The sequence below is a fragment of the Sphingobium jiangsuense genome (genome assembly GCF_014196495.1).
Classification (GTDB): domain Bacteria; phylum Pseudomonadota; class Alphaproteobacteria; order Sphingomonadales; family Sphingomonadaceae; genus Sphingobium; species Sphingobium jiangsuense.
Map to the genome: position 1 here is coordinate 342145 of NZ_JACIDT010000001.1, position 18382 is coordinate 360526.

20 protein-coding genes are annotated in these 18382 nt (G+C 69.1%); 14 read left to right on the forward strand and 6 right to left on the reverse strand.

The features are described 5' to 3' along the window. Nucleotides 1–48 precede the first annotated feature (48 nt). Both GGR43_RS01630 and GGR43_RS01635 read left to right on the forward strand, forming a co-directional pair. Nucleotides 49–876, forward strand: coding sequence for a diacylglycerol kinase family protein (locus tag GGR43_RS01630; protein WP_188070186.1), 828 nt, complete (start codon nucleotides 49–51; stop codon nucleotides 874–876). A 53-nt stretch (nucleotides 877–929) separates the two neighbouring features. Next, entirely contained in the window at nucleotides 930–1220 is a 291-nt protein-coding gene (locus GGR43_RS01635) for a DUF3297 family protein (RefSeq protein WP_188070187.1), read from the forward strand. 177 nt (nucleotides 1221–1397) lie between these two features. Here GGR43_RS01635 and recF read toward each other — a convergent pair whose 3' ends face one another. Both recF and GGR43_RS01645 read right to left on the reverse strand, forming a co-directional pair. Next, on the reverse strand, nucleotides 1398–2480 hold the full coding sequence (gene recF / locus GGR43_RS01640) for a DNA replication/repair protein RecF (RefSeq protein WP_188070188.1): 1083 nt from the start codon (nucleotides 2478–2480) through the stop codon (nucleotides 1398–1400). Nucleotides 2481–2509: 29 nt separating this feature from the next. Next, nucleotides 2510–3487, reverse strand: coding sequence for a 50S ribosomal protein L11 methyltransferase (locus GGR43_RS01645; protein ID WP_188070189.1), 978 nt, complete (start codon nucleotides 3485–3487; stop codon nucleotides 2510–2512). Nucleotides 3488–3720: 233 nt separating this feature from the next. Here GGR43_RS01645 and GGR43_RS01650 point away from each other — a divergent pair, with 233 nt between their 5' ends. From GGR43_RS01650 to GGR43_RS01675, 6 genes are all read left to right on the forward strand, one after another. Then, nucleotides 3721–4191, forward strand: coding sequence for an RNA pyrophosphohydrolase (locus GGR43_RS01650; RefSeq protein WP_188070190.1), 471 nt, complete (start codon nucleotides 3721–3723; stop codon nucleotides 4189–4191). Nucleotides 4192–4246: 55 nt separating this feature from the next. Continuing rightward, nucleotides 4247–5263, forward strand: a complete 1017-nt coding sequence (locus GGR43_RS01655; protein WP_188070191.1) for a DUF481 domain-containing protein — start codon at nucleotides 4247–4249, stop codon at nucleotides 5261–5263. A gap of 51 nt (nucleotides 5264–5314) precedes the next feature. Then, nucleotides 5315–6565: a hydrolase gene (locus tag GGR43_RS01660; RefSeq protein ID WP_246343264.1), complete on the forward strand. Its 1251-nt coding sequence runs from the start codon at nucleotides 5315–5317 to the stop codon at nucleotides 6563–6565. After that, nucleotides 6562–7578 carry an arginine N-succinyltransferase gene (locus GGR43_RS01665; protein WP_188070192.1) on the forward strand — a complete coding sequence of 339 codons (1017 nt, stop codon included), beginning with the start codon at nucleotides 6562–6564 and terminating at the stop codon, nucleotides 7576–7578. Before GGR43_RS01660 ends, GGR43_RS01665 begins: the two co-directional genes overlap by 4 nt. A gap of 6 nt (nucleotides 7579–7584) precedes the next feature. After that, nucleotides 7585–8868 carry an N-succinylarginine dihydrolase gene (locus GGR43_RS01670; protein ID WP_188070193.1) on the forward strand — a complete coding sequence of 428 codons (1284 nt, stop codon included), beginning with the start codon at nucleotides 7585–7587 and terminating at the stop codon, nucleotides 8866–8868. Nucleotides 8869–8965: 97 nt separating this feature from the next. Then, nucleotides 8966–9208: a hypothetical protein gene (locus GGR43_RS01675; protein WP_188070194.1), complete on the forward strand. Its 243-nt coding sequence runs from the start codon at nucleotides 8966–8968 to the stop codon at nucleotides 9206–9208. A gap of 152 nt (nucleotides 9209–9360) precedes the next feature. Here GGR43_RS01675 and mobA read toward each other — a convergent pair whose 3' ends face one another. From mobA to GGR43_RS01695, 4 genes are all read right to left on the reverse strand, one after another. After that, on the reverse strand, nucleotides 9361–9897 hold the full coding sequence (mobA, locus tag GGR43_RS01680) for a molybdenum cofactor guanylyltransferase (RefSeq protein ID WP_188070195.1): 537 nt from the start codon (nucleotides 9895–9897) through the stop codon (nucleotides 9361–9363). A gap of 36 nt (nucleotides 9898–9933) precedes the next feature. Beyond that, nucleotides 9934–10104, reverse strand: a complete 171-nt coding sequence (locus GGR43_RS01685; protein ID WP_188070196.1) for a YegP family protein — start codon at nucleotides 10102–10104, stop codon at nucleotides 9934–9936. 69 nt (nucleotides 10105–10173) lie between these two features. Continuing rightward, entirely contained in the window at nucleotides 10174–11289 is a 1116-nt protein-coding gene (locus GGR43_RS01690; protein WP_188070197.1) for an NAD(P)/FAD-dependent oxidoreductase, read from the reverse strand. Next, complete coding sequence (locus GGR43_RS01695; protein ID WP_188070198.1) at nucleotides 11289–12257, reverse strand: alpha/beta fold hydrolase; 969 nt, start codon at nucleotides 12255–12257, stop codon at nucleotides 11289–11291. Before GGR43_RS01695 ends, GGR43_RS01690 begins: the two co-directional genes overlap by 1 nt. A gap of 52 nt (nucleotides 12258–12309) precedes the next feature. Here GGR43_RS01695 and GGR43_RS01700 point away from each other — a divergent pair, with 52 nt between their 5' ends. From GGR43_RS01700 to GGR43_RS01725, 6 genes are read left to right on the forward strand one after another with little or no spacing between them, the layout of a single operon-like run. Then, nucleotides 12310–12783 carry an A24 family peptidase gene (locus GGR43_RS01700; protein ID WP_188070199.1) on the forward strand — a complete coding sequence of 158 codons (474 nt, stop codon included), beginning with the start codon at nucleotides 12310–12312 and terminating at the stop codon, nucleotides 12781–12783. 51 nt (nucleotides 12784–12834) lie between these two features. After that, nucleotides 12835–13809, forward strand: coding sequence for a Flp pilus assembly protein CpaB (gene cpaB, locus GGR43_RS01705; protein ID WP_188070200.1), 975 nt, complete (start codon nucleotides 12835–12837; stop codon nucleotides 13807–13809). Between the two features lies 1 nt (nucleotide 13810). Beyond that, nucleotides 13811–15364, forward strand: coding sequence for a type II and III secretion system protein family protein (locus GGR43_RS01710; RefSeq protein WP_188070201.1), 1554 nt, complete (start codon nucleotides 13811–13813; stop codon nucleotides 15362–15364). A 17-nt stretch (nucleotides 15365–15381) separates the two neighbouring features. Continuing rightward, nucleotides 15382–16074, forward strand: a complete 693-nt coding sequence (locus GGR43_RS01715) for a CpaD family pilus assembly lipoprotein (RefSeq protein WP_188070202.1) — start codon at nucleotides 15382–15384, stop codon at nucleotides 16072–16074. A gap of 2 nt (nucleotides 16075–16076) precedes the next feature. Beyond that, nucleotides 16077–17363 carry a CpaE/TadZ family protein gene (locus tag GGR43_RS01720; RefSeq protein WP_188070203.1) on the forward strand — a complete coding sequence of 429 codons (1287 nt, stop codon included), beginning with the start codon at nucleotides 16077–16079 and terminating at the stop codon, nucleotides 17361–17363. A gap of 24 nt (nucleotides 17364–17387) precedes the next feature. Next, nucleotides 17388–18380, forward strand: coding sequence for a type II secretion system F family protein (locus GGR43_RS01725; RefSeq protein ID WP_188070204.1), 993 nt, complete (start codon nucleotides 17388–17390; stop codon nucleotides 18378–18380). Nucleotides 18381–18382 lie beyond the last annotated feature (2 nt).

Sequence of the window (18382 nt, forward strand, 5' to 3'; positions counted from 1 at the left end):
GCACTTTTTTCGCCGCTGCGGGTTGGGCCTGATGATGGAGCATCCGGCATGACGAGCATCTGGCTGATCGCGAACGGCAGAAGCGGCTCCACCGGCGAGGACGCCATCCGCGCCGCGCGGGAGAAGATGGAGGGGCTGGGCGCATCGGTCACGCGCTTCATCGACCTGGCCGAAGAGGATTTGCCCGACCCCGGCGATACGCCGCCCGACGCGATCGCCTCGCTGGGCGGCGACGGCACCGCCCATGCGGTGATCGCCCGCTATGGTCCGGACGCTCGCCTGCCGCTGATGATCCTGCCGGGCGGGACGATGAACCTGCTGTCCGGCAAGCTGCACGGCAGGGATGCCGATGTCGACGCGGTGCTCGAAAGGCTGCTGCGCGGCGCGCCCGTGGAGCGGCGGATGCCGCTGCTCACCGGGCCGGGCTTCGCCTCGCTGGTCGGGGTGATCGCCGGTCCCGCCACCGCATGGGGCGATGTGCGGGAGAATATGCGCGAGGGCGGCATCGGCGCCGTGCTCGAAAAGATGCGCGACGCGATCAGCGAGACCTTCGAGGGCGCGCCGATTCGGATCGCGGGCATGGCGGGCGACCATAGCGCGATCTTCATAGAGCCGCAGGCGGACGGGCAGCTTCACGCCTGGTCGGTGCAGACCGAGGGGCTGGGCGATCTCGCCGCCCACGGCTGGGCCTGGCTCAACCGCGATTTCCTGGGCGGACCGACCGAAAAGCTGACGCAGGACCGGGTGCTGACGCTGGAAAGCGCGCGCCGGCGCATCGGCCTGCTGGTCGACGGCGAGCGGAAGGAGGCCGACGGCCCATTGCGGCTGGAATGGGCCGAATGCCCCGCCCGCTTCCTCGCGACCGCCGACGCCTGACGCTGTTGCGGCGGGCTTCCCTCCGGCGCGAAAATGCTCTAGGCGGATGCGCCATGACCGATAGCGAAACGCCCGAACAGACCACCGCCCCGGCCGGCGGCGCCACCCCGCCCGACCGCCTTTCGACCAACCCGCGCAGCCCGCATTTCGACGTGGACATATTGCAGCGCGGCGTCGGCATCCGGTTCAAGGACCGGGTGCGCACCGATGTCGAGGAATATTGCATTTCCGAAGGCTGGATCCGCGTCGCGGCGGGCAAGACCCGCGACCGCCACGGCCAGCCGCTGACGATCAAGCTTTCCGGCCCGGTCGAGGCCTGGTTCGAGGATCAGCCGAAGGACTGACGCGGGGCGGGCCGGGAGCGCCCGCTCTGTTATCAGCACGCGGAGGCGCGGAGAGAGGGTGCCGATGGCGAAGCCGTCCAGCGCCCCGAACCTTCTCGTCTGGACAAGAGGTGGGAGAGGAAAAGGGCCTTCGGCCCGATGGTCCTCTCCGCGCCTCCGCGTGAACCAAAAAATCCCCTATCCCGGCAGCACCTGCCCATCCGCGACATGCAGCCGGATCGCCTCCCCGATGCCGTCGAACAGCGCCGCCTCGGTGCCGGTCATCCAGATCTGACTGCCGGTCGCGGCCAGCCGCTCGAACAGCGCGAGGCGGCGGGCGGGGTCGAGATGCGCGGCGACCTCGTCCAGCAGCAGCACCGGCGCACCCCCCCGCGCCTGTCCGACCAGCGCCGCATGGCCGAGGATGATCGAGAGCAGCAGCGCCTTCTGCTCGCCGGTCGAACAGAGCGCCGCCGCCTGATCCTTCGCCGCATGGCGCACCACCAGATCGGCCCGGTGCGGCCCCGACAGCGTGCGCCCCGCCGCCGCATCGCGCCGCCGTCCCTCGCGCAGCGCGCCGATCAGCGCGTCGGCATCCAGTCCGTCCGCCTCGCCCTCCGGCTGGCCGAGCGCCAGCAGCGGCCGCGCGAACGGCCCCTCAGGCGCCCGTTCCAGCACTGCATTGAGCCGCGCCACCATATCGGCCCGCGCCTGCGCGATTTCCGCGCCATGCTCGGCCAGCTGGGCTTCCAGCGCCGCGAGCCAATGCGCGTCCCAGCCGCGCGCAGGATCGGACAACAGCTTGTTGCGCGCCCGCATCGCCGCCTCATAACGGGTGCTGTGCGTCGCATGGGCCGGGTGCAGCGCCAGCGTCAGCCGGTCGAGGAAGCGCCGCCGCCCGCCCGCGCTTTCGGTGAACAGCCGGTCCATCGCCGGGGTCAGCCACAGGATCGAGAGATAGTCCGCCAGCGCGCTCGCTGCATGGGCGACGCCGCCGATGCGCACCTGCCGCCGGTCGGGCGCGTCCGCGCCGGTGCCGGTGCCGATCGTCACCCCGTCCACCTGCGCCGCCACGCCGAAGCCGCCGCGCCCGCCCTGCCGCGCCATCTGCGACAGCGCCGCGCCGCGCAGCCCCCGCCCCGGCGTCAGCAGCGACACCGCCTCCAGGATGTTGGTCTTGCCCGCGCCATTCTCCCCCGTCAGCACGACGAAGGGATGACGCGGCACGATCAGCGCGTCTTCATGATTGCGAAAATCGCTCAAGGTCAGGCGGCTGAGCATCGGTCAGGCCGGAAGGACGCCCGCGCCCCTCACCAGCTGCCATAGCCCGGCGCCTCGCCATTGGCGCCCGGCGTCCAGCGGCGGGGCCTGCGCCAGCCGATCACCGGCCGCTTGCGCAGGCGCAGCGTCGGCCAGTGGCCGTTGTCGATCCGGTCGACCAGCCGCATCCCCTGCGCGCGATAGGCGGCGACCACCCGGTCGGCCTGATCGGCGAGCAGCCCGGCGAGGATCAGCGTGCCGCCCTCGTCGATGACGGCGGTCAGCGAGGGCGCCAGCTCGATCAGCGGCCCGGCGAGGATATTGGCGACCAGCAGGTCATAGGGCGCGCGGACATGCAGCGCGGGATGGTCCACCCCGGCCGCGACATAGAGCGACACTTCGCCCCGCCCGCCGCCCGGCGCCACGCCGTTGAGCGCGGCGTTCTGCGCCGATACCTCCACCGCCGCCGGGTCGATATCCGACGCGGTGGCATAGGCGCGGGGCCACAGGTGCAGCGCGGCGAAAGCGAGCAGCCCGGTGCCGGTGCCGATATCGGCGATATTGCCGAACCGCTCGCCCAGCCTGCGGCAGCGGTCGAGCATCATCAGGCAGCCCGCCGTGGTCTCATGCTGCCCGGTGCCGAACGCGCGCCCGGCGGGGATCAGCAGCGGCACCAGACCTGCGGGCACCGGATCGTCGGCATGGTTGCGCACATGGAAGCGCCCGGCGACGATCGGCTCCAGTCCCTGCTGGCTCAGCGTCACCCAATCCTCGTCGGGCAGGCGCTCCAGCACCGGCTCCGTCCCGGCGCTGCTGGGGATCATCGCCTGCAACAGCGCGATCGCCTGCACCGTCGGCCTGCCCTCGAAATAGGCGTCGACCTGCCATTTGTCGGGATTGTCCTCCTCCATCTCGCTTGTCATCAGCGCGGGCGGCGGATCGAGATCGGCAAGCAAACCCATGTCCTCGCCCAGGGCCTCGGCTTCGGCGCGGGTGCAAGGCAGGGTGAGTTTCCAGCTTTGGGTCATGCCTCGTCGCTTTCCACGCCGATGCCGCCCCGTCAAGCGGCAGGTGGGCCGGGGCGCCCGGCGAGACGGTCCGGCGGTGCGGCGGACGACGCGATACTGTCATGATGCCGCGCGAAGAATCATGGACGCGCCCTATGGCCTATGGATAGTCTGTGGGCTAAGGGGCTGGCCGGCAGGCGGGCGATTCCGCCCATGCCTTCCTTTCAGTGAGACAGAAACCGGATCGCGAGACAATGAGTTCCACCCTCCCCTATCGCCCCTGTGTCGGCATGATGCTGGTCAATATGGACGGGAAGGTTTTCGTCGGCCAGCGGCTCGACAGCGAGGTCGAGGCCTGGCAGATGCCGCAGGGCGGCATCGATCCGGGCGAGGAGCCGCGCGACACGGCGTTGCGGGAACTGGGCGAGGAAACCGGCATCGCGCCCGATCTCGTCAACATCATCGCCCGCGCGCGCGAGGAGCTGTTCTACGACCTGCCCGACGAACTGGTCGGCAAGATCTGGGGCGGCAAATATCGCGGCCAGCGGCAAACCTGGTTCCTGATGCGCTTCCTCGGCACCGACGCCGACGTGAACATCCGCACCGCCCATCAGGAATTCCGCGACTGGCGCTGGGTCGTGCCGGAGGAATTGCCGGAGCTGATCGTCCCCTTCAAGAAGAAGCTGTACCGCGATCTGGTGCAGGAATTCCAACATCTCATCTGATTTTCGGGCGGCGGCCCCTTTCGCCGCCGCCGTCGAGTCGCTAGACGTGCGCCCCATGACCGGACGGTTCCTGCCCCCCGTTGGCCTTGCTCTCGGCCTCGCGATGGCCGCATCGGCGCTCCCCGCCGCCGCCAGCCTGCAAGAGCCGATCTACCCCCCCGCCAGCACGCCCCCCGCGATCGTCCCGACGATCCCGCCCGCCGAGCCGGAGCGGGAGCGGGAGCGGGACAAAGCCCTGCCGCTGCCCGAAGCGGTGCGCAGGATGGTGATCGAGGCGCTGGAAAGCGGCAACAGCGCCGACATCGCCACCATCGCCCGCTATGCGATCCGCGCCAATCCCGACGCCGCCGAGGAAATCCAGGCGATGGTCAACCGCCATCAGGCGCATGCGGAGGAAGAGCGGCGCGAAGAGATAAAGCATGCGGGCATGTTCGACCTGTGGGACGGCAAGATCGAGTTGGGCGGCTTCCGCTCCACCGGCTCGACCAGCGAATTCGGCATCAGCACGTCGATGGGGGCGACCCGCAAGGGCCTGAAATGGACGCATGCGCTGACCGCCAACGCCGATTATCGCGAGGCCAACGGCGAAACCTCGGTGGAGCGCATCCTCGCCTCCTACAGCCCGACCTATAATTTCGACCCGCGCAATTTCGCCTATGCGCTGATCCAGTATGAGCGGGACCCGATCGTCGGCTTCGATTACCGCTACACCGGCTCGCTCGGCATCGGCTACACGCTGATATCGAACGACAAGGTGAAGCTGTCCACCACGCTGGGGCCGTCGCTGCGCGAAACCGCCTATACCGACGATGGGCGGGAGGCGAAATTCGGCGCGCGCTCCTCGCTCAATTTCCGCTGGGCGTTCGCGCCGACGCTGTCGCTGCAACAGACGGCCTCGGCCTATGCGGAAAGCGACACCGCCAGCGTCACCGCGCTGACCGCGCTCGACGCGCGGATCGTCTCCAAATTGTCGGCGCGCCTCTCCTACAATATGCGCTATGAATCGGGGTCGAAGCTGACCGACCGGGCGTTCGACACCACCAGCAAGATGACGCTGATCTACGATTTCTGAAGGGACGCGACGCGGGCTTGGCAGCGACGCCGGGCTGGTTCATGATGGGGCATGGCCGCGCCAAACGAACGCCTGAACGAACGCCTGTCGCCGGACGAAATCATGCTGCTCGACGCCGCGGGCGCCGCACCGATGCTCGACCAGGTGCAGCGCTGGGCGGCGATCAACAGCGGATCCCATAATCTGGACGGGCTGGCCCGGATGGCGGCGGCGCTGGCCGATGCCTTTGCCGCGCTGCCCGGCGACCTCCGCCTCGTCGATGGCGAACCGGTGGAGAGCATCGATGCCTCCGGCCGGGTGGAGACGCGCGCGACGGGGCGGCATATGCTACTCGCCGTGCGGCCCGACGCGCCCCGACGGGTGCTGCTGACCGGCCATATGGACACGGTGTTCGCCGCCGACCATCCGTTCCAGACGCTGCGATGGCTGGGGGAAGGCAGGCTGAACGGCCCCGGCGTCGCCGACATGAAGGGCGGGCTCGCGATCCTGCTCGCCGCGCTGCGCGCGTTCGAGGCCAGCCCGTTCGCGCCGCTGCTCGGCTATGACGTGCTCATCAACAGCGACGAGGAGGTGGGCAGCCTCTCCTCCGCCGCCCTCATCGCGCGGGCGACGCGGGGCAAGGCCGCCGCGCTCACCTACGAACCGGCGCTCGCCGACGGCACCATGGCCGGCGCGCGGGCGGGCAGCGGCAATTTCTCGCTGGTCGTCGCCGGCATCGCCGCCCATGCCGGGCGCAATCCGGAGGACGGGCGCAACGCGCTGCTCGCCGCCGCCGATCTCGCGCTGCGCCTCGCGGACGGGGCGAAGGCGCTCGGCCTGCCGTGCAACCCGGCGCGGATCGACGGCGGCGGCCCCAACAATATGGTGCCGGACAAGGCGATATTGCGTGTCAACTTCCGCCCGCGCGACGCGGCGATGCAGGCCGCCGCGCAGGCGCTGGTCGAACAGGTAAGCGCCGGGGTGTCGGCGGCGCGCGAAGTCGGCGTCCATATCCATGGCGGCTTCAACCGCCCGCCCAAACCGATGGACGACAGGGCGCGGCGCCTCTCCGCGCTGGTCGAACGGGCGGGCGCCGATCTTGGCCTCAGCATCGGCTGGCGCGACACCGGCGGGGTGTGCGACGGCAACAACATCGCCGCCTGCGGCGTGCCGGTGGTGGATACGATGGGCGCGCGCGGCGGCGCGATCCACAGCAGCGACGAGTTCCTGCTCACCGACAGCCTGGCCGAGCGGGCGCGCCTTTCCGCGCTGGTGCTCGCCCGGCTGGCGCGGGGCGGCGACGCAGGGGAGGCACGGCCATGAGCTTCATCATCCGCCCGGCCCGGCCGGACGATCTTCAGGCGCTGTACGAGATGGCGAAGCTGACCGGCGGCGGCTTCACCAACCTGCCTGCCGACCGGCCCGCCCTCGCCGCCAAGCTGGAGCGCACCGCCGCCGCCCTGGCCCGCGCGGAGGAGGGAATCGCCGACGACCTGATCCTGTTCGTGCTGGAAAATCGCACAACCGGCCAGATACGCGGCACCTGCCAGATCTTCAGCCAGGTCGGCGCGACCGCGCCCTTCTATTCCTACCGCCTCGGCACGCTGACCCAGCACAGCCGCGAACTCGATCGCACCTTCCGCGCGCAGATGCTCTCGCTCACCACCGATCTCGAAGGCGCGGCCGAGGTCGGCGGCCTGTTCCTCCACCCGCGCGAGCGCGCCGAGGGGCTGGGCCTGCTGCTCGCGCGCAGCCGCTATCTCTACATCCGCCAGCACCGCGCCCGCTTCGGCGAGCGCATCCTGGCCGAGCTGCGCGGGGTGATCGACGAGGCGGGCGGATCGCCTTTCTGGGACGGGCTTGCCGGGCGTTTCTTCGGCATGGGCTTTCAGGAGGCCGACGCGTTCAACGCGATCCACGGCAACCAGTTCATCGCCGACCTGATGCCCAAGACGCCGATCTATGTCGACATGCTGTCCGACCATGCCCGCGCGGTGATCGGCATGCCCCACCCCAATGGCCGCGCCGCGATGCGGATGCTGGAAACCGAGGGGTTCAAATATAACGGCTATATCGACATATTCGACGGCGGCCCGACGATGCTGGGCAAGATCGACAATCTGCGGACCGTCGCGCAGGCGCGCGAGCTGCGCTTCGCCGGCACGCACGGCGAAGGCGGCGCGAAGATGCTCGTCGCGGCGGGACGGCTCGCCGATTTCCGCTGCGCCTATGCGCGGGCGCTGCCCGATGGCGAGGACGGCGTGCGGCTGGACGGCGAGGCGGCGGATCTGCTCGGCCTGCTGAGCGAGGACCGGCTGCTGGTGGCGGAGCGCTGAACGGTCATGACCCTGCGGGAAATCAATTTCGACGGACTGGTCGGCCCCAGCCATAATTATGCGGGCCTCAGCCCCGGCAATCTCGCCTCCGCCGCCCATGCGGGCGCGGTGTCGCACCCGCGCGCGGCGGCGCTTCAGGGCATCGCCAAGATGCGCGCCAATCTGGCGCTCGGTCTTGCGCAGGGGCTGTTCCTGCCCCAGCCGCGCCCGGACCATGGCTGGCTGGAAAGCCTCTACACCAGCATGGCGGACGCGGAGCCGCATATCCGCGCGGCGGCGATGTCGGCCTCGTCGATGTGGGCGGCCAATGCGGCGACCGTCTCGCCCGCGCCCGACACGGCGGACGGGCGCTGCCACCTCAGCGTCGCCAATCTGATGACGATGCCGCATCGCAGCCATGAATGGCCGCATATGCTGCGCCAGTTGCGGCTCGCCTTCGCCGACGACCGCGCCTTCGCCGTGCACGGGCCGGTGCCCGCCCCGTTCGGCGACGAGGGCGCGGCCAACCATATGCGCCTCGCCCCGTCCCATGCCGAGCCGGGCGTCGAGATTTTCGTCCATGGCCGGTCCGGCGGTCGCTTTCCCGCGCGCCAGCATATCGAGGCGGGCAAGGCGATCGCCCGCGCTCACCGCCTCTCGCCCGAACGCGTGATGTTCGTCGAGCAATCCGAAGCCGCGATCGCGGCGGGCGCGTTCCACAATGACGTGGTCGCGGTCGCCAATGAACGGGTGCTGTTCGCGCATGAGCTGGCCTTCGCCGACCGCGACTCCTTCCACGACGCGCTGCTGGCGCGCCTGCCCGAGGCGATCCTGATCGAGGTGCCCGACAGCGAGGTGCCCCTGGCCGATGCCATCGCCAGCTATTTGTTCAACGCCCAGCTCGTCACGCTGTCCGGCGCGGAGCCGTATTCCGGGCCCGATACGGCTGACGGCATGGCGCTGATCGTGCCGACCGAATGCCTCGCCGTCGCCAGCACGGCGGCCTGGCTCGACCGGCTGGCGGCGGGCAACGGCCCGATCCGCCGGGTGATCCCGGTCGATGTGCGCGAATCGATGGCCAATGGCGGCGGCCCCGCCTGCCTGCGCCTGCGCGTCGTCGCCGACCCGGCTGCCATCGACCCGCGCTTCCTCGCCGACGAGGCGAAGCTCGACCGGCTGGCCGCACTGGTCGAGCGCCACTGGCCGGAGAGCATCGCCCCGGCCGATCTCGCCAGCCCGGCGCTGATCGCCGACATAGAGCGGGCGCGGGCGCTGCTGGTCGAGCACATGGGCCTGCCCGCCGCTATCTGAGCGGGAACCGAATGCCCGATACCGCTTTATAATAGCTGGACAATATTGATGGTTAACCAGTTTGCGGGGAGGCGGCAGCGGCTGCTACGTTAAGGAAATGCTAACCAGATTTGCCCGCAAGATCGGCCGCCTGTTCGTCATCAAGACGAAGTTCGAGGCATTTGCGATCATCTACGCGCTGGCGCTGGGCGCGACCGAACGGGCGATGGTCTATCTCCAGCATTATCCGGGCTGGCCGGGCAAGCTGCTGGCGCTGTGCTGCACCGGCGCGGTGTTCATGGGCGGCGCGAAGATCATCGACGCGATCGATCTGCGCGCGCAGCTGGGATATGACGATTAGGGTATATCGACATTCCGCCCATGCGGGCCTGCGAACCGCGCTATCCTGCGTTCGGTGCTCGAATAGCACGCTTCCCGGCTTCACCTGAACGAAATCTCGACAAACCCTCGCCGCTCCGTTCGGGCTGAGCCCGTCGAGGCTGCGTCGCCCCCTCACCGTCCGGCCAGCGCCGCTTCCGCCTCCACCAGCGCCTCGGGCGTGTTGATGTTGAAGATCGGCGTACCCAATGGCGCCGCGCGGGCGTGGGTCTGGCGCATCCAGGCGCGGATCGAGCGGTCCGGCTGATCGGTAAGCCAGCGGTCGAGATCGCCGGCCAGCGCCGTCGGCCACAGGCCCATCAGCCAGTGCCCGTCGATCACCGCCGGGCCGGGCGAGAGCCGCTCGGCCAGATCGTCGGGCAGCGGCAGGCTGTCGCATCCGGCGCACAGCACCGCCTCATGCCCGCGCGCCCGCGCATGATGGAGCGCCGCGTTGAGCCCGCCCAGCGGCCCCTCCCCGGCGTGCGGGCGATCCGTCAGCGTCGGCAGGCCGGGCCATTCCCGGCCGACGATCACCAGCTCCGCGCATGATCCGCGCAGGGCGGCCGCGACATGATCGATCAGCGCGACCCCGCCCAGCAGCGCCGCACCCTTGTCCGCGCCGAAACGCCGCGCCGCGCCCCCGGCGATGATCGCCCCCAGCAGGGTCATGACGCCTTCCCCGCCCGATGGGGCAAGGAAGCGGAATTATTCCTCGACAGGGGCGTCCGGTCCATTTTTCCTGATCGATTCGATGGCGTTCAACGCCGAAGCCCTGCTTTTATAGCCTTCGGTCCAGAAGATAATCTCCGCATTATACTTGAACTTGGCGACATATTCGCCCGCCTTGTTCTGCTCGATCACGAATTTATGGGCCATGGCCATTCCCCCACGGAAAGTTGAACCGGAGGCCAGCCTATCCCGCACCGTCGGAATTGGGAAGAGCGATCAGCGCAGCCGTCCGGGCGCATAGAGCGCCGCGTCCACCCCCGCCAGCATCGGATCGTCGCGCTCGCCCATCAGCAGGCCACGGGCGAGGCGCGCGGCGGCGGGCGCGGTCTGGATGCCGAAGCCGCCCTGTCCCGCGAACCAGAAGAAGCCCGGCCGGTCGGGGTCGCGCCCATAGACCGGCCTGCGGTCGGGCGCGAAGCTGCGCAGGCCCGCCCAGCGCCGCTCCACCGCCGCGACGCGCCAGTCCACCACCTGTTGCAGCCGGTCGATCGCGGTGGCGACGTCCAGTTCCTCCGGCGCGGCGTCGACCGGGGGCGAGACATGCTCGTCATGCGGGGTCAGCCAGATGCGCCCGGCCCCGACCGGCTTGAAATAGAAACGCTGCGCGAGGTCGATCACCAGCGGCAGATCGTCCGCCGCCGGGGGGTCCACGCGCAGCTGCACCACCGTCCGCCGCAGCGGCGTGATGCCGATCGGCCTTACGCCCGCCGCCCGCGCCACCGGATCGGCCCAGGCCCCGGCGGCATTGACCAGCAGGCCCGCGCGGACGGAACCCGTGGAAAGGCGCACCTCCCATCCGGCCCCTTCCCCCGCGCCAAACGGCGCGGCCCCCTCGAACCGGCAGCCCTGCGCCACCGTGCCGCCGAGCCTGCGCAGCCGGGCGAGGCAGGCGCCGTGCAGCCCGGCGACGTCGATATCGCGCAGGCCCGCCTCTTCCAGCCCGATGGTCCAGTCGCCGCGCAGGCCCGCGATGCGCGCGCGCAACTGCGCCGCCTCCAGCGGGACGAACAGGCCGTCGTCGCCATAATCGGCCACCATCGCCCGGCGCAGCGCCGCATCCTCCGCCCGGCCGACATGAAGGCCGCCGCGCGGCGAGAGGAAGCCCCGCTCCGCCAGCACGGGCCCGGACGCGCGAGTCAGCGGACGGATAGCCGGGCCGCCATAGCTTTCCGACCAGAAGGCGACCGAGCGCCCCGTCGCATGATAGCCGGGCTGGTCCTCCATCTCCACCAGCAGCACCGACATATGCCCTGCCAGTTCCGCGCCCAGGCTGGCCCCCGCCATGCCCGCGCCGACGATCACCGCGTCATAGCTGCCCCGCAATCCGTCCATTACCGCCCTTCCGCCGCCGCCGCGACGGGCGGGGCATGATCCTCCAGAAACGCGCCGATCCGCGCGAGCGCGTCATCACGCACCGGGTCGGCCTCGCGCAATATCTCATGCGCGGCCTCCGCCCCATAGAAATGAACCTGCGCGCTGGGCAAGCGCCGCGCCACCTGCTCGATCGCCGGGGCGGCCACCAGCCGGTCCGCCCGGCTGGCGAGGATCAGCACCGGCGTCGCCACGCGCTCCAACAGGCCGGGCGCCTCCAGCCGCTCGATCGAATGATAGGCCGCGCGCAGCCAGCCCCAGCTCGGCGCGTCCATCGCCAGATCGGGCCGCGCCTGCCGTATCGCCTGTTCCTGCGCGAAGCGTTCCACGCTGTGGGTCAGCCGCTCGCGCAGCGCGGCCTCGCGCTCCGGCGTGCGGCTGCGTTCGGGCCAGAGCGGGCGCTCGGACAGCCCCAGCGCGCACACCGCCTCGCACAGCCGCCGCGCGACCGCATGGGGCACGCCGCCCGCGACGAGGCCCAGCATCGGCGCGATCAACACCGCCGCGTCGCATTCGACCCGCCCCTCGGCCAACGCGCGGAGCAGCAGGTGCCCGCCCATGGAATGGCCGATGACGACATGCGGCCCCGGTGTGGCGGCCCTCCAGTCGGCGGCATAGCCCCGCAGATCGTCCAGCCAGAGTTCGAAATCGGGGATATGACCGAGCATCGGCGCGGGCGCGACTCGGCCCGATCCGCCCTGCCCGCGCCAGTCGAAGCCGTCGACGACCCAGCCCTCGTCCGCCCATCCCCGTATCGCCTCGGCATATTTCTCGATATGGTCGGCGCGCCCGTTGAGGAACAGGATCGACCCCCGGCGGGGCGCGCTTTCCGGCGGAAAGAGGCGCGCGGCGCGGATCGGCCAGCCGTCCTTCGCGCGCCAGAAGGTCACGGCATCGTCCGGCACTGTGGGGAAAGGCGGCGTCGTCATATTAATGACCGGTTTACGGAATGGTAAAGCCTTCCGTCTAGACCCGCCGGTCATGAGTGGGGAAATTATCCGAATCGCCTTGCTGTGCCTGCTGGCCGCGCTGCTGGCCGCGGCCGCCATCACCGATATCCGCTCGCGGATCATCTCGAACCGGCTGAACCTCGTCATCGCTCTTGCCGCGCCGCTCTACTGGCTGGCCTGCGGCCTGCCCGCATGGCCCGACATGGCGTTGCAGCTGGCGCTGGGCATCGGGGTGTTCGGCGTCTTCGCGCTGCTCTTCGCGCTCGGCATGATGGGCGGCGGCGACGTGAAGCTGCTGGCGGCGGTGGCGCTGTGGTTTCCCTGGCAGGCGCTCAGCCTGCTGCTGGTGCTGATGGCGATATTGGGGGGCCTCGTCACGCTGGTGACGGTCGTCCACCATCGCCTCAGCAAAAGGACGGGGCAAGCCGAGGTTCCTTACGGGGTCGCCATCTCCCTCGCCGGGATGTGGTTGATAGGTGAACGGATTATTTACCAATTTGGATAATAGTCGGGCCCATAAAGCCCGGTTTTCGCGTTTTGGAGAACGAGATTCGTCATGGATGTGAGAAAAGCAGTATTGCTGGCGGGGGCTCTCGTCATCGCGATCGCTACTGCGCTGATGGCGCGATCGATGTTCAGCGCCAACAACGGCGCACCGCAGGCCACGGCTTCGGCCGTACCCGCCCAGCAGGACGGCCCGCAGGTGCTGGTGGCGACCAAGGCGCTGCCGGTCGGCACTATCATCACCGAGGATGCCTTCCGCTTCCAGCCCTGGCCCAGGGAGCTGGTCGAGGAAGCCTATTATCTGAAGGACAAGGCCGATCCCCGGACATTGCAGGGCGCCGTCGTGCGCGCCGCGATCACCGCCGGCCAGCCGATCACGCTCGGCGCGCTGATCCAGCCGGGCGAGCGCGGCTTCCTGGCGGCGGCGCTGGGGCCGGGCATGCGCGCGGTCACCGTGCCGGTGTCGGTGCAGAATTCGGTCGCGGGCTTCATCTTCCCCGGCGACCGCGTCGACGTGCTGGTCACCCAGACGATCAGCGGCGAGCAGGATGACAATTCGCTGAAGGTCGCCGAAACGGTCGTGCGCAACCTGCGCGTGCTCGCCACCGACCAGCGCACCAACGCGATGGACGCGGAGGGCAAGCCCGAAGTGCGCACCTATTCCAACGTCACGCTGGAAGTGACGCCGAAGATCGCGGAGAAGATCGCCGTCGCCCAGACCGTCGGCTCGCTGTCGCTGGCGCTGCGGTCGCTCGCCGACACCGCGCAGGAACTGGACGCCGCGATCGCGGGCGGCGACGTCAACCTGCCCAACGGCAACGATCCGGCGGCGGAAAAGCTGGCGCTCGCCCGCATTTCGCAGCGCCCGGAAGAAGGCCGCATGACCTACTCCACCGGCGCGGACGTATCGCGTTTCGAACGCCGCACCATGCCCCAGCGCAAGCAGCCCGAAGGCGTGCCCCAGGGACCGATCGTGAAGGTCGCCCGCGGCACCTCGGTCGAAGCGGTCGAGCTGAAAGGGAAATAAGATGAAGAATGCTTCGTCCCTGCTTCGTCAGGCGGTCTTTGCCCTGGGCGCGACCGCGCTCACGGCCGGATCGCTGCTCCTGCCCGAAAAGGCGGCCGTCGCCGCCCCCGCGCAGGACGGCAACGTCATCCTGATGTCGGTCGGCGCCAGCCGGGTCGTCAACCTGCCCGGCCAGATGAGCGACGTGGTGATCGCCGATCCCAGCGTGGCGGACGTCTATGTCCGTTCGCAGAACCAGCTCTACATATTGGGCAAGGGGCCGGGCGAAACCGCGATCACCGTCACCTCGGCGGGCGGCAAGGCGCTCTATTCCGCGACCGTGCGCGTGGGCAACAACCTGACCAGCATCGACCAGATGCTCAAGCTCGCCATGCCCGACGCCGATGTCACCATATCGAAGATGAACGGCCTCTACCTGCTGACCGGCACCGTCAAGGCGCCGGAGGACGCAGCCGAGGCCGAGCGGCTGGTCAAGGCGTTCGCCGACGGCCCCGGCAAGGAGGTCACGGTGGTGAGCCGCCTGCGCACGGCGACGCCGTTGCAGGTAAACCTTCAGGTGAAGTTCGCCGAGGTCAGCCGCAACCTCATTCACCAGATCGGCACCAACATCACGGGCCTCGGCACCGGATCGGGCAGCTTTTCCGGCTATATCGGCCGCTCGACGCGCAATGCGATCACCGACAACGGCTTTGTCGGCGGGGCTGCGGGCAACATCACCCGCAGCTGGGAATTCAACCAGCCCGCCGACGGCAGCACGACGCTGGGCTTCATCGCCAAGATGTTCGGCATGGATGTCGCGGGCGCGCTCGACCTTGCCGAAACCAGCGGCCTTGCCAGCACGCTGGCCCAGCCGAACCTGACCTCTCTGTCGGGCGAGACCGCCAGCTTCCTCGCGGGCGGCGAATATCCCTATACGGTGTCGAACGGCACGCAGGGCAACAGCATCCAGTTCAAGCAATATGGCGTGCAGCTGGCCTTCACTCCGATCGTGCTGGCCGACGGGCGCATTTCCCTGCGCGTGCGGCCGACCGTGTCCTCGCTCGACTTCTCGATCAACTCGGAAGTGCCCGCGCTCAAGAGCCGCAGCGCCGAAACCACGGTGGAGCTGGGCTCCGGCCAGGCGTTCATGATCGCGGGGCTGCTCAACAACGGCACGTCGAACGTGATCGACAAGGTGCCCGGCCTCGGCGACCTGCCGATCCTGGGCAGCCTGTTCAAGTCGCGCAAATATCAGCGGGACGAGACGGAACTGGTGATCGTCGTCACCCCCTATCTGGTGAAGCCGATGAACGCCGGGGACGTGCGCCTGCCGACCGACGGCTATCGCAACGCCACCCCGCTTCAGGGCCTGCTGCTGCAACAGGGCGCCAACGGCGTCAGCGGGCAGAAGGGCTATATGCCGTCCGTGGCGCCGTCCGCGCCGGCGCAGAACCCGGCCGGGGGCGAAGCCGCGCTCCAGCCGCGCGCCGTCACGCCCGACCGGCGCGGCGACGGCAAGGCACGCGCGTCCCAATCGGCCGACGCGGGCAGCGTCGGCCCCGGCTTCACATTCTGAAGGGAAGGACAGCAGCCATGATCCACGATTTTTCCATCAGCGCGTCCCGCCCCGCCCCTCTCCCGGCCTTGCGCCGCGCGCTGCGCCTCGGCCTGCTGGCGGCGGTGCTGCCACTGGCCGCGTGCGGCGGGGAAAGCCGCTACAACACCAGCGTCGAATCGGTGCACCAGCCGGTCGTCAGCCATGCCACCTATGTCTATGACGTGCGGTTCGATGGCGGGGACGGCCTGTCGCCCACCGAGGCGGCGCGCCTGTCCGGCTGGCTCGATTCGCTCGACGTCAGCTATGGCGACAAGGTGGCGATCGCGTCCGACGGGGCCCTCGTCCCCCTCGCCATGCAGAAGGACATCGCAGACCTGCTGGGCCATCGCGGCCTGATGATCGGCACGGACGGCTCCGCCGCCGCGGGCGTCCCGCCGGCGGGCGCGGTCCGCCTGATCCTGCGCCGCGCCATCGCCTCCGTCCCCGGCTGCCCGGACTGGAGCACCCGGCAGGAAAGCGACATGGTGGGCGGCACCTCGTCCAACTATGGCTGCGGGGTCAACGGCAACCTCGCCGCGATGGTCGCCAATCCCGACGATCTCGTGCGCGGCGAAAGCAGCAACAGCGCGCTGCGCACCGACACCTCGAACCGCGCGATCGAAACCTATCGCAAGCAGACCCCGACCGGTGCGGGCGGCCTGAAAACCCTGAGCGCAGGAGGCAATTGAGCATGAATGTTCCCTGGAAACCCGGCATGGGCGGCGGACGTGACATGTTCCAGGCCTATGCCTGCGAAGATGCGAGCGTCAGCATCCTCCAGTCGGTCGCGACCGAACTGGGATGGGCGCCGGAGCGCGTCTACAAGGGCGGGCTGCGCAACGCGATCCAGTCGCTTTCCGTCAGCGCCAGCCCGCAGATCCTGTTCGTGGACATGGCCGAATCGATCGATCCGCTGGGCGACATCAACAGCCTCGCCGAAGTGTGCGAGCCGGGCACGATCGTGATCGCGGCGGGCCAGATCAACGACGTGCGCCTCTATCGCGACCTCGTGGCCAGCGGCATACAGGATTATCTGCTCAAGCCCCTCAACATCGACCATGTGCGCGATGCGCTCATCACCGCGCAGGCCGCCTTCATGGCCCCGCGCGCGGACGGGCATGAGGCGCGCCCGCACATCGCCACCGCCGTCATCGGCACGCGCGGCGGCGTGGGCGCCTCGACCTTCGCGACCTCGCTCGCCTGGCTGATGAGCGAAAAGGCGCAGCGCTCCACCGCGCTGCTCGACCTCGACCTGCATTTCGGCACCAACGCGCTGACGCTCGACCTGGAGCCGGGCCGGGGCCTGATCGACGCGATCGAGAACCCCAGCCGCATCGACGGCCTGTTCATCGAGCGCGCGATGGTGCGCGCGTCGGACAAGCTCGCCATCCTGTCGGCCGAGGCGCCGATCAGCCAGCCGATGCTGACCGACGGCGGCGCGTTCCACCATCTGCTGGAGGAATTCCGTACCGCGTTCGAATGCTGCGTGGTCGACATGCCGCGCCACATGCTGATCCAGTTCCCACAGCTGATGGCGGACATACAGGTGGCGACGGTCGTCACCGAGCTGACGCTGGCGGGCGCGCGCGACACCATCCGTACCCTGTCCTGGCTGCGGTCCAACGCGCCGCACGTGAAGATACTGGTCGTCGGCAACAAGGTGCAGGCGAACATGCTGGAAATTTCCCGCAAGGATTTCGAGCAGTCGATCGAGCATGCCGTCGACATCGTGCTGCCCTGCGACCTGCGCATGGCCGCGCAGGCTGCGAAGCTGGGCAAGCCGCTGGCCGAGGTCGCCCGCAACGGCAAGCTCGGCCAGGCGTTCGCCGCGATACCGGGGCAGATACTCGATCTCAGCAGCGACGAAGGCGCCGCGAAGAAGGGCGGGTCGCTGCTCGACAAGATCGGCGACTTCAAGGGCCTGCTGCCCAAGCGCGCGAAGAAGGACGAAAAGAAGCCCGCCAGGGAAAAGCAATAAGGACGCGAAGAGGCGACTGACCCCATGGACCCGAAGCTGATCCTTCTTCTTCTCATGTCCGGCAGCGCGATGGTGCTGCTGGCGCTGGCCTTTGCGGGTCCTTCCACCGGCAAGGCGCAGTCGCGCCGCCTCGCCGCCGCCGTGGCGCGGCACAATCTGTCGAGCGAGAACCAGATCGAGGCGCGCATGCGCAAGGCGATCGCCACCGCGCGGCCGACCACCGGCGCGCTGGCGTCGCTGGTTCCCAACCCCGACAATCTGGTCAAGCGCCTGCGCATGACCGGCAAGAAATGGACGCTCAACCAGTTCATGCTGGCCTGCGCCGGCATCACGCTGGGGGCCGTCGCCTTCGGTCTGATCCGGGGCTGGTCGCCGCTCACCGCCATCCTCGTCGGCACCGCCGTGGGGCTGGGCGGGCCGCATAAATATGTCGGCTTTCTGATCGCCCGGCGCATCCAGAAATTCACCGTCAATTTCCCCGACGCGCTGGAACTGATGGTGCGCGGCCTGCGCTCCGGCCTGCCGATCGCAGAAACCCTGTCGGTCGTCTCCACCGAGATTCCCGGCCCGGTCGGCGAGGAATTCCGCCTCGTGACCGAGCGGATCAAGATCGGCCGGACGATGGACCAGGCGCTCGCCGAAACCGCCGAGCGGCTGGGCACGGCGGAAATCCAGTTCTTCTGCATCACCCTCGCGATCCAGCGGGAAACCGGCGGCAATTTGGCCGAAACGCTCGCCAATCTCGCCAATGTGCTGCGCCAGCGCGCGCAGATGAAGCTGAAGATCAAGGCGATGTCGTCCGAAGCCAAGGCGTCGGCATGGATTTTGGGCTGCCTGCCCTTCATCGTGTTCGCGCTGATCAGCTGGCTGAACTTTTCCTACATGGCGTCCTTCTTCACGCCGGATCCCAACGGCCTTTTCGGCTTCAGCCTGATGCAGATCGTGGGGTTGGGCGGCATGTGCTGGATGGGCATCGGCGTGTTCATCATGTCCCAGATGATCAATTTCGAGGTTTGACG

Bases quoted from the DNA above. Each gene is read 5' to 3' on its own strand.
- GGR43_RS01630 (WP_188070186.1), top strand. From the start codon at position 49: ATGACGAGCATCTGGCTGATCGCGAACGGCAGAAGCGGCTCCACCGGC.
- GGR43_RS01635 (WP_188070187.1), top strand. From the start codon at position 930: ATGACCGATAGCGAAACGCCCGAACAGACCACCGCCCCGGCCGGCGGC.
- recF (WP_188070188.1), bottom strand. From the start codon at position 2,480: ATGCTCAGCCGCCTGACCTTGAGCGATTTTCGCAATCATGAAGACGCG.
- GGR43_RS01645 (WP_188070189.1), bottom strand. From the start codon at position 3,487: ATGACCCAAAGCTGGAAACTCACCCTGCCTTGCACCCGCGCCGAAGCC.
- GGR43_RS01650 (WP_188070190.1), top strand. From the start codon at position 3,721: ATGAGTTCCACCCTCCCCTATCGCCCCTGTGTCGGCATGATGCTGGTC.
- GGR43_RS01655 (WP_188070191.1), top strand. From the start codon at position 4,247: ATGACCGGACGGTTCCTGCCCCCCGTTGGCCTTGCTCTCGGCCTCGCG.
- GGR43_RS01660 (WP_246343264.1), top strand. From the start codon at position 5,315: ATGGCCGCGCCAAACGAACGCCTGAACGAACGCCTGTCGCCGGACGAA.
- GGR43_RS01665 (WP_188070192.1), top strand. From the start codon at position 6,562: ATGAGCTTCATCATCCGCCCGGCCCGGCCGGACGATCTTCAGGCGCTG.
- GGR43_RS01670 (WP_188070193.1), top strand. From the start codon at position 7,585: ATGACCCTGCGGGAAATCAATTTCGACGGACTGGTCGGCCCCAGCCAT.
- GGR43_RS01675 (WP_188070194.1), top strand. From the start codon at position 8,966: ATGCTAACCAGATTTGCCCGCAAGATCGGCCGCCTGTTCGTCATCAAG.
- mobA (WP_188070195.1), bottom strand. From the start codon at position 9,897: ATGACCCTGCTGGGGGCGATCATCGCCGGGGGCGCGGCGCGGCGTTTC.
- GGR43_RS01685 (WP_188070196.1), bottom strand. From the start codon at position 10,104: ATGGCCCATAAATTCGTGATCGAGCAGAACAAGGCGGGCGAATATGTC.
- GGR43_RS01690 (WP_188070197.1), bottom strand. From the start codon at position 11,289: ATGGACGGATTGCGGGGCAGCTATGACGCGGTGATCGTCGGCGCGGGC.
- GGR43_RS01695 (WP_188070198.1), bottom strand. From the start codon at position 12,257: ATGACGACGCCGCCTTTCCCCACAGTGCCGGACGATGCCGTGACCTTC.
- GGR43_RS01700 (WP_188070199.1), top strand. From the start codon at position 12,310: ATGAGTGGGGAAATTATCCGAATCGCCTTGCTGTGCCTGCTGGCCGCG.
- cpaB (WP_188070200.1), top strand. From the start codon at position 12,835: ATGGATGTGAGAAAAGCAGTATTGCTGGCGGGGGCTCTCGTCATCGCG.
- GGR43_RS01710 (WP_188070201.1), top strand. From the start codon at position 13,811: ATGAAGAATGCTTCGTCCCTGCTTCGTCAGGCGGTCTTTGCCCTGGGC.
- GGR43_RS01715 (WP_188070202.1), top strand. From the start codon at position 15,382: ATGATCCACGATTTTTCCATCAGCGCGTCCCGCCCCGCCCCTCTCCCG.
- GGR43_RS01720 (WP_188070203.1), top strand. From the start codon at position 16,077: ATGAATGTTCCCTGGAAACCCGGCATGGGCGGCGGACGTGACATGTTC.
- GGR43_RS01725 (WP_188070204.1), top strand. From the start codon at position 17,388: ATGGACCCGAAGCTGATCCTTCTTCTTCTCATGTCCGGCAGCGCGATG.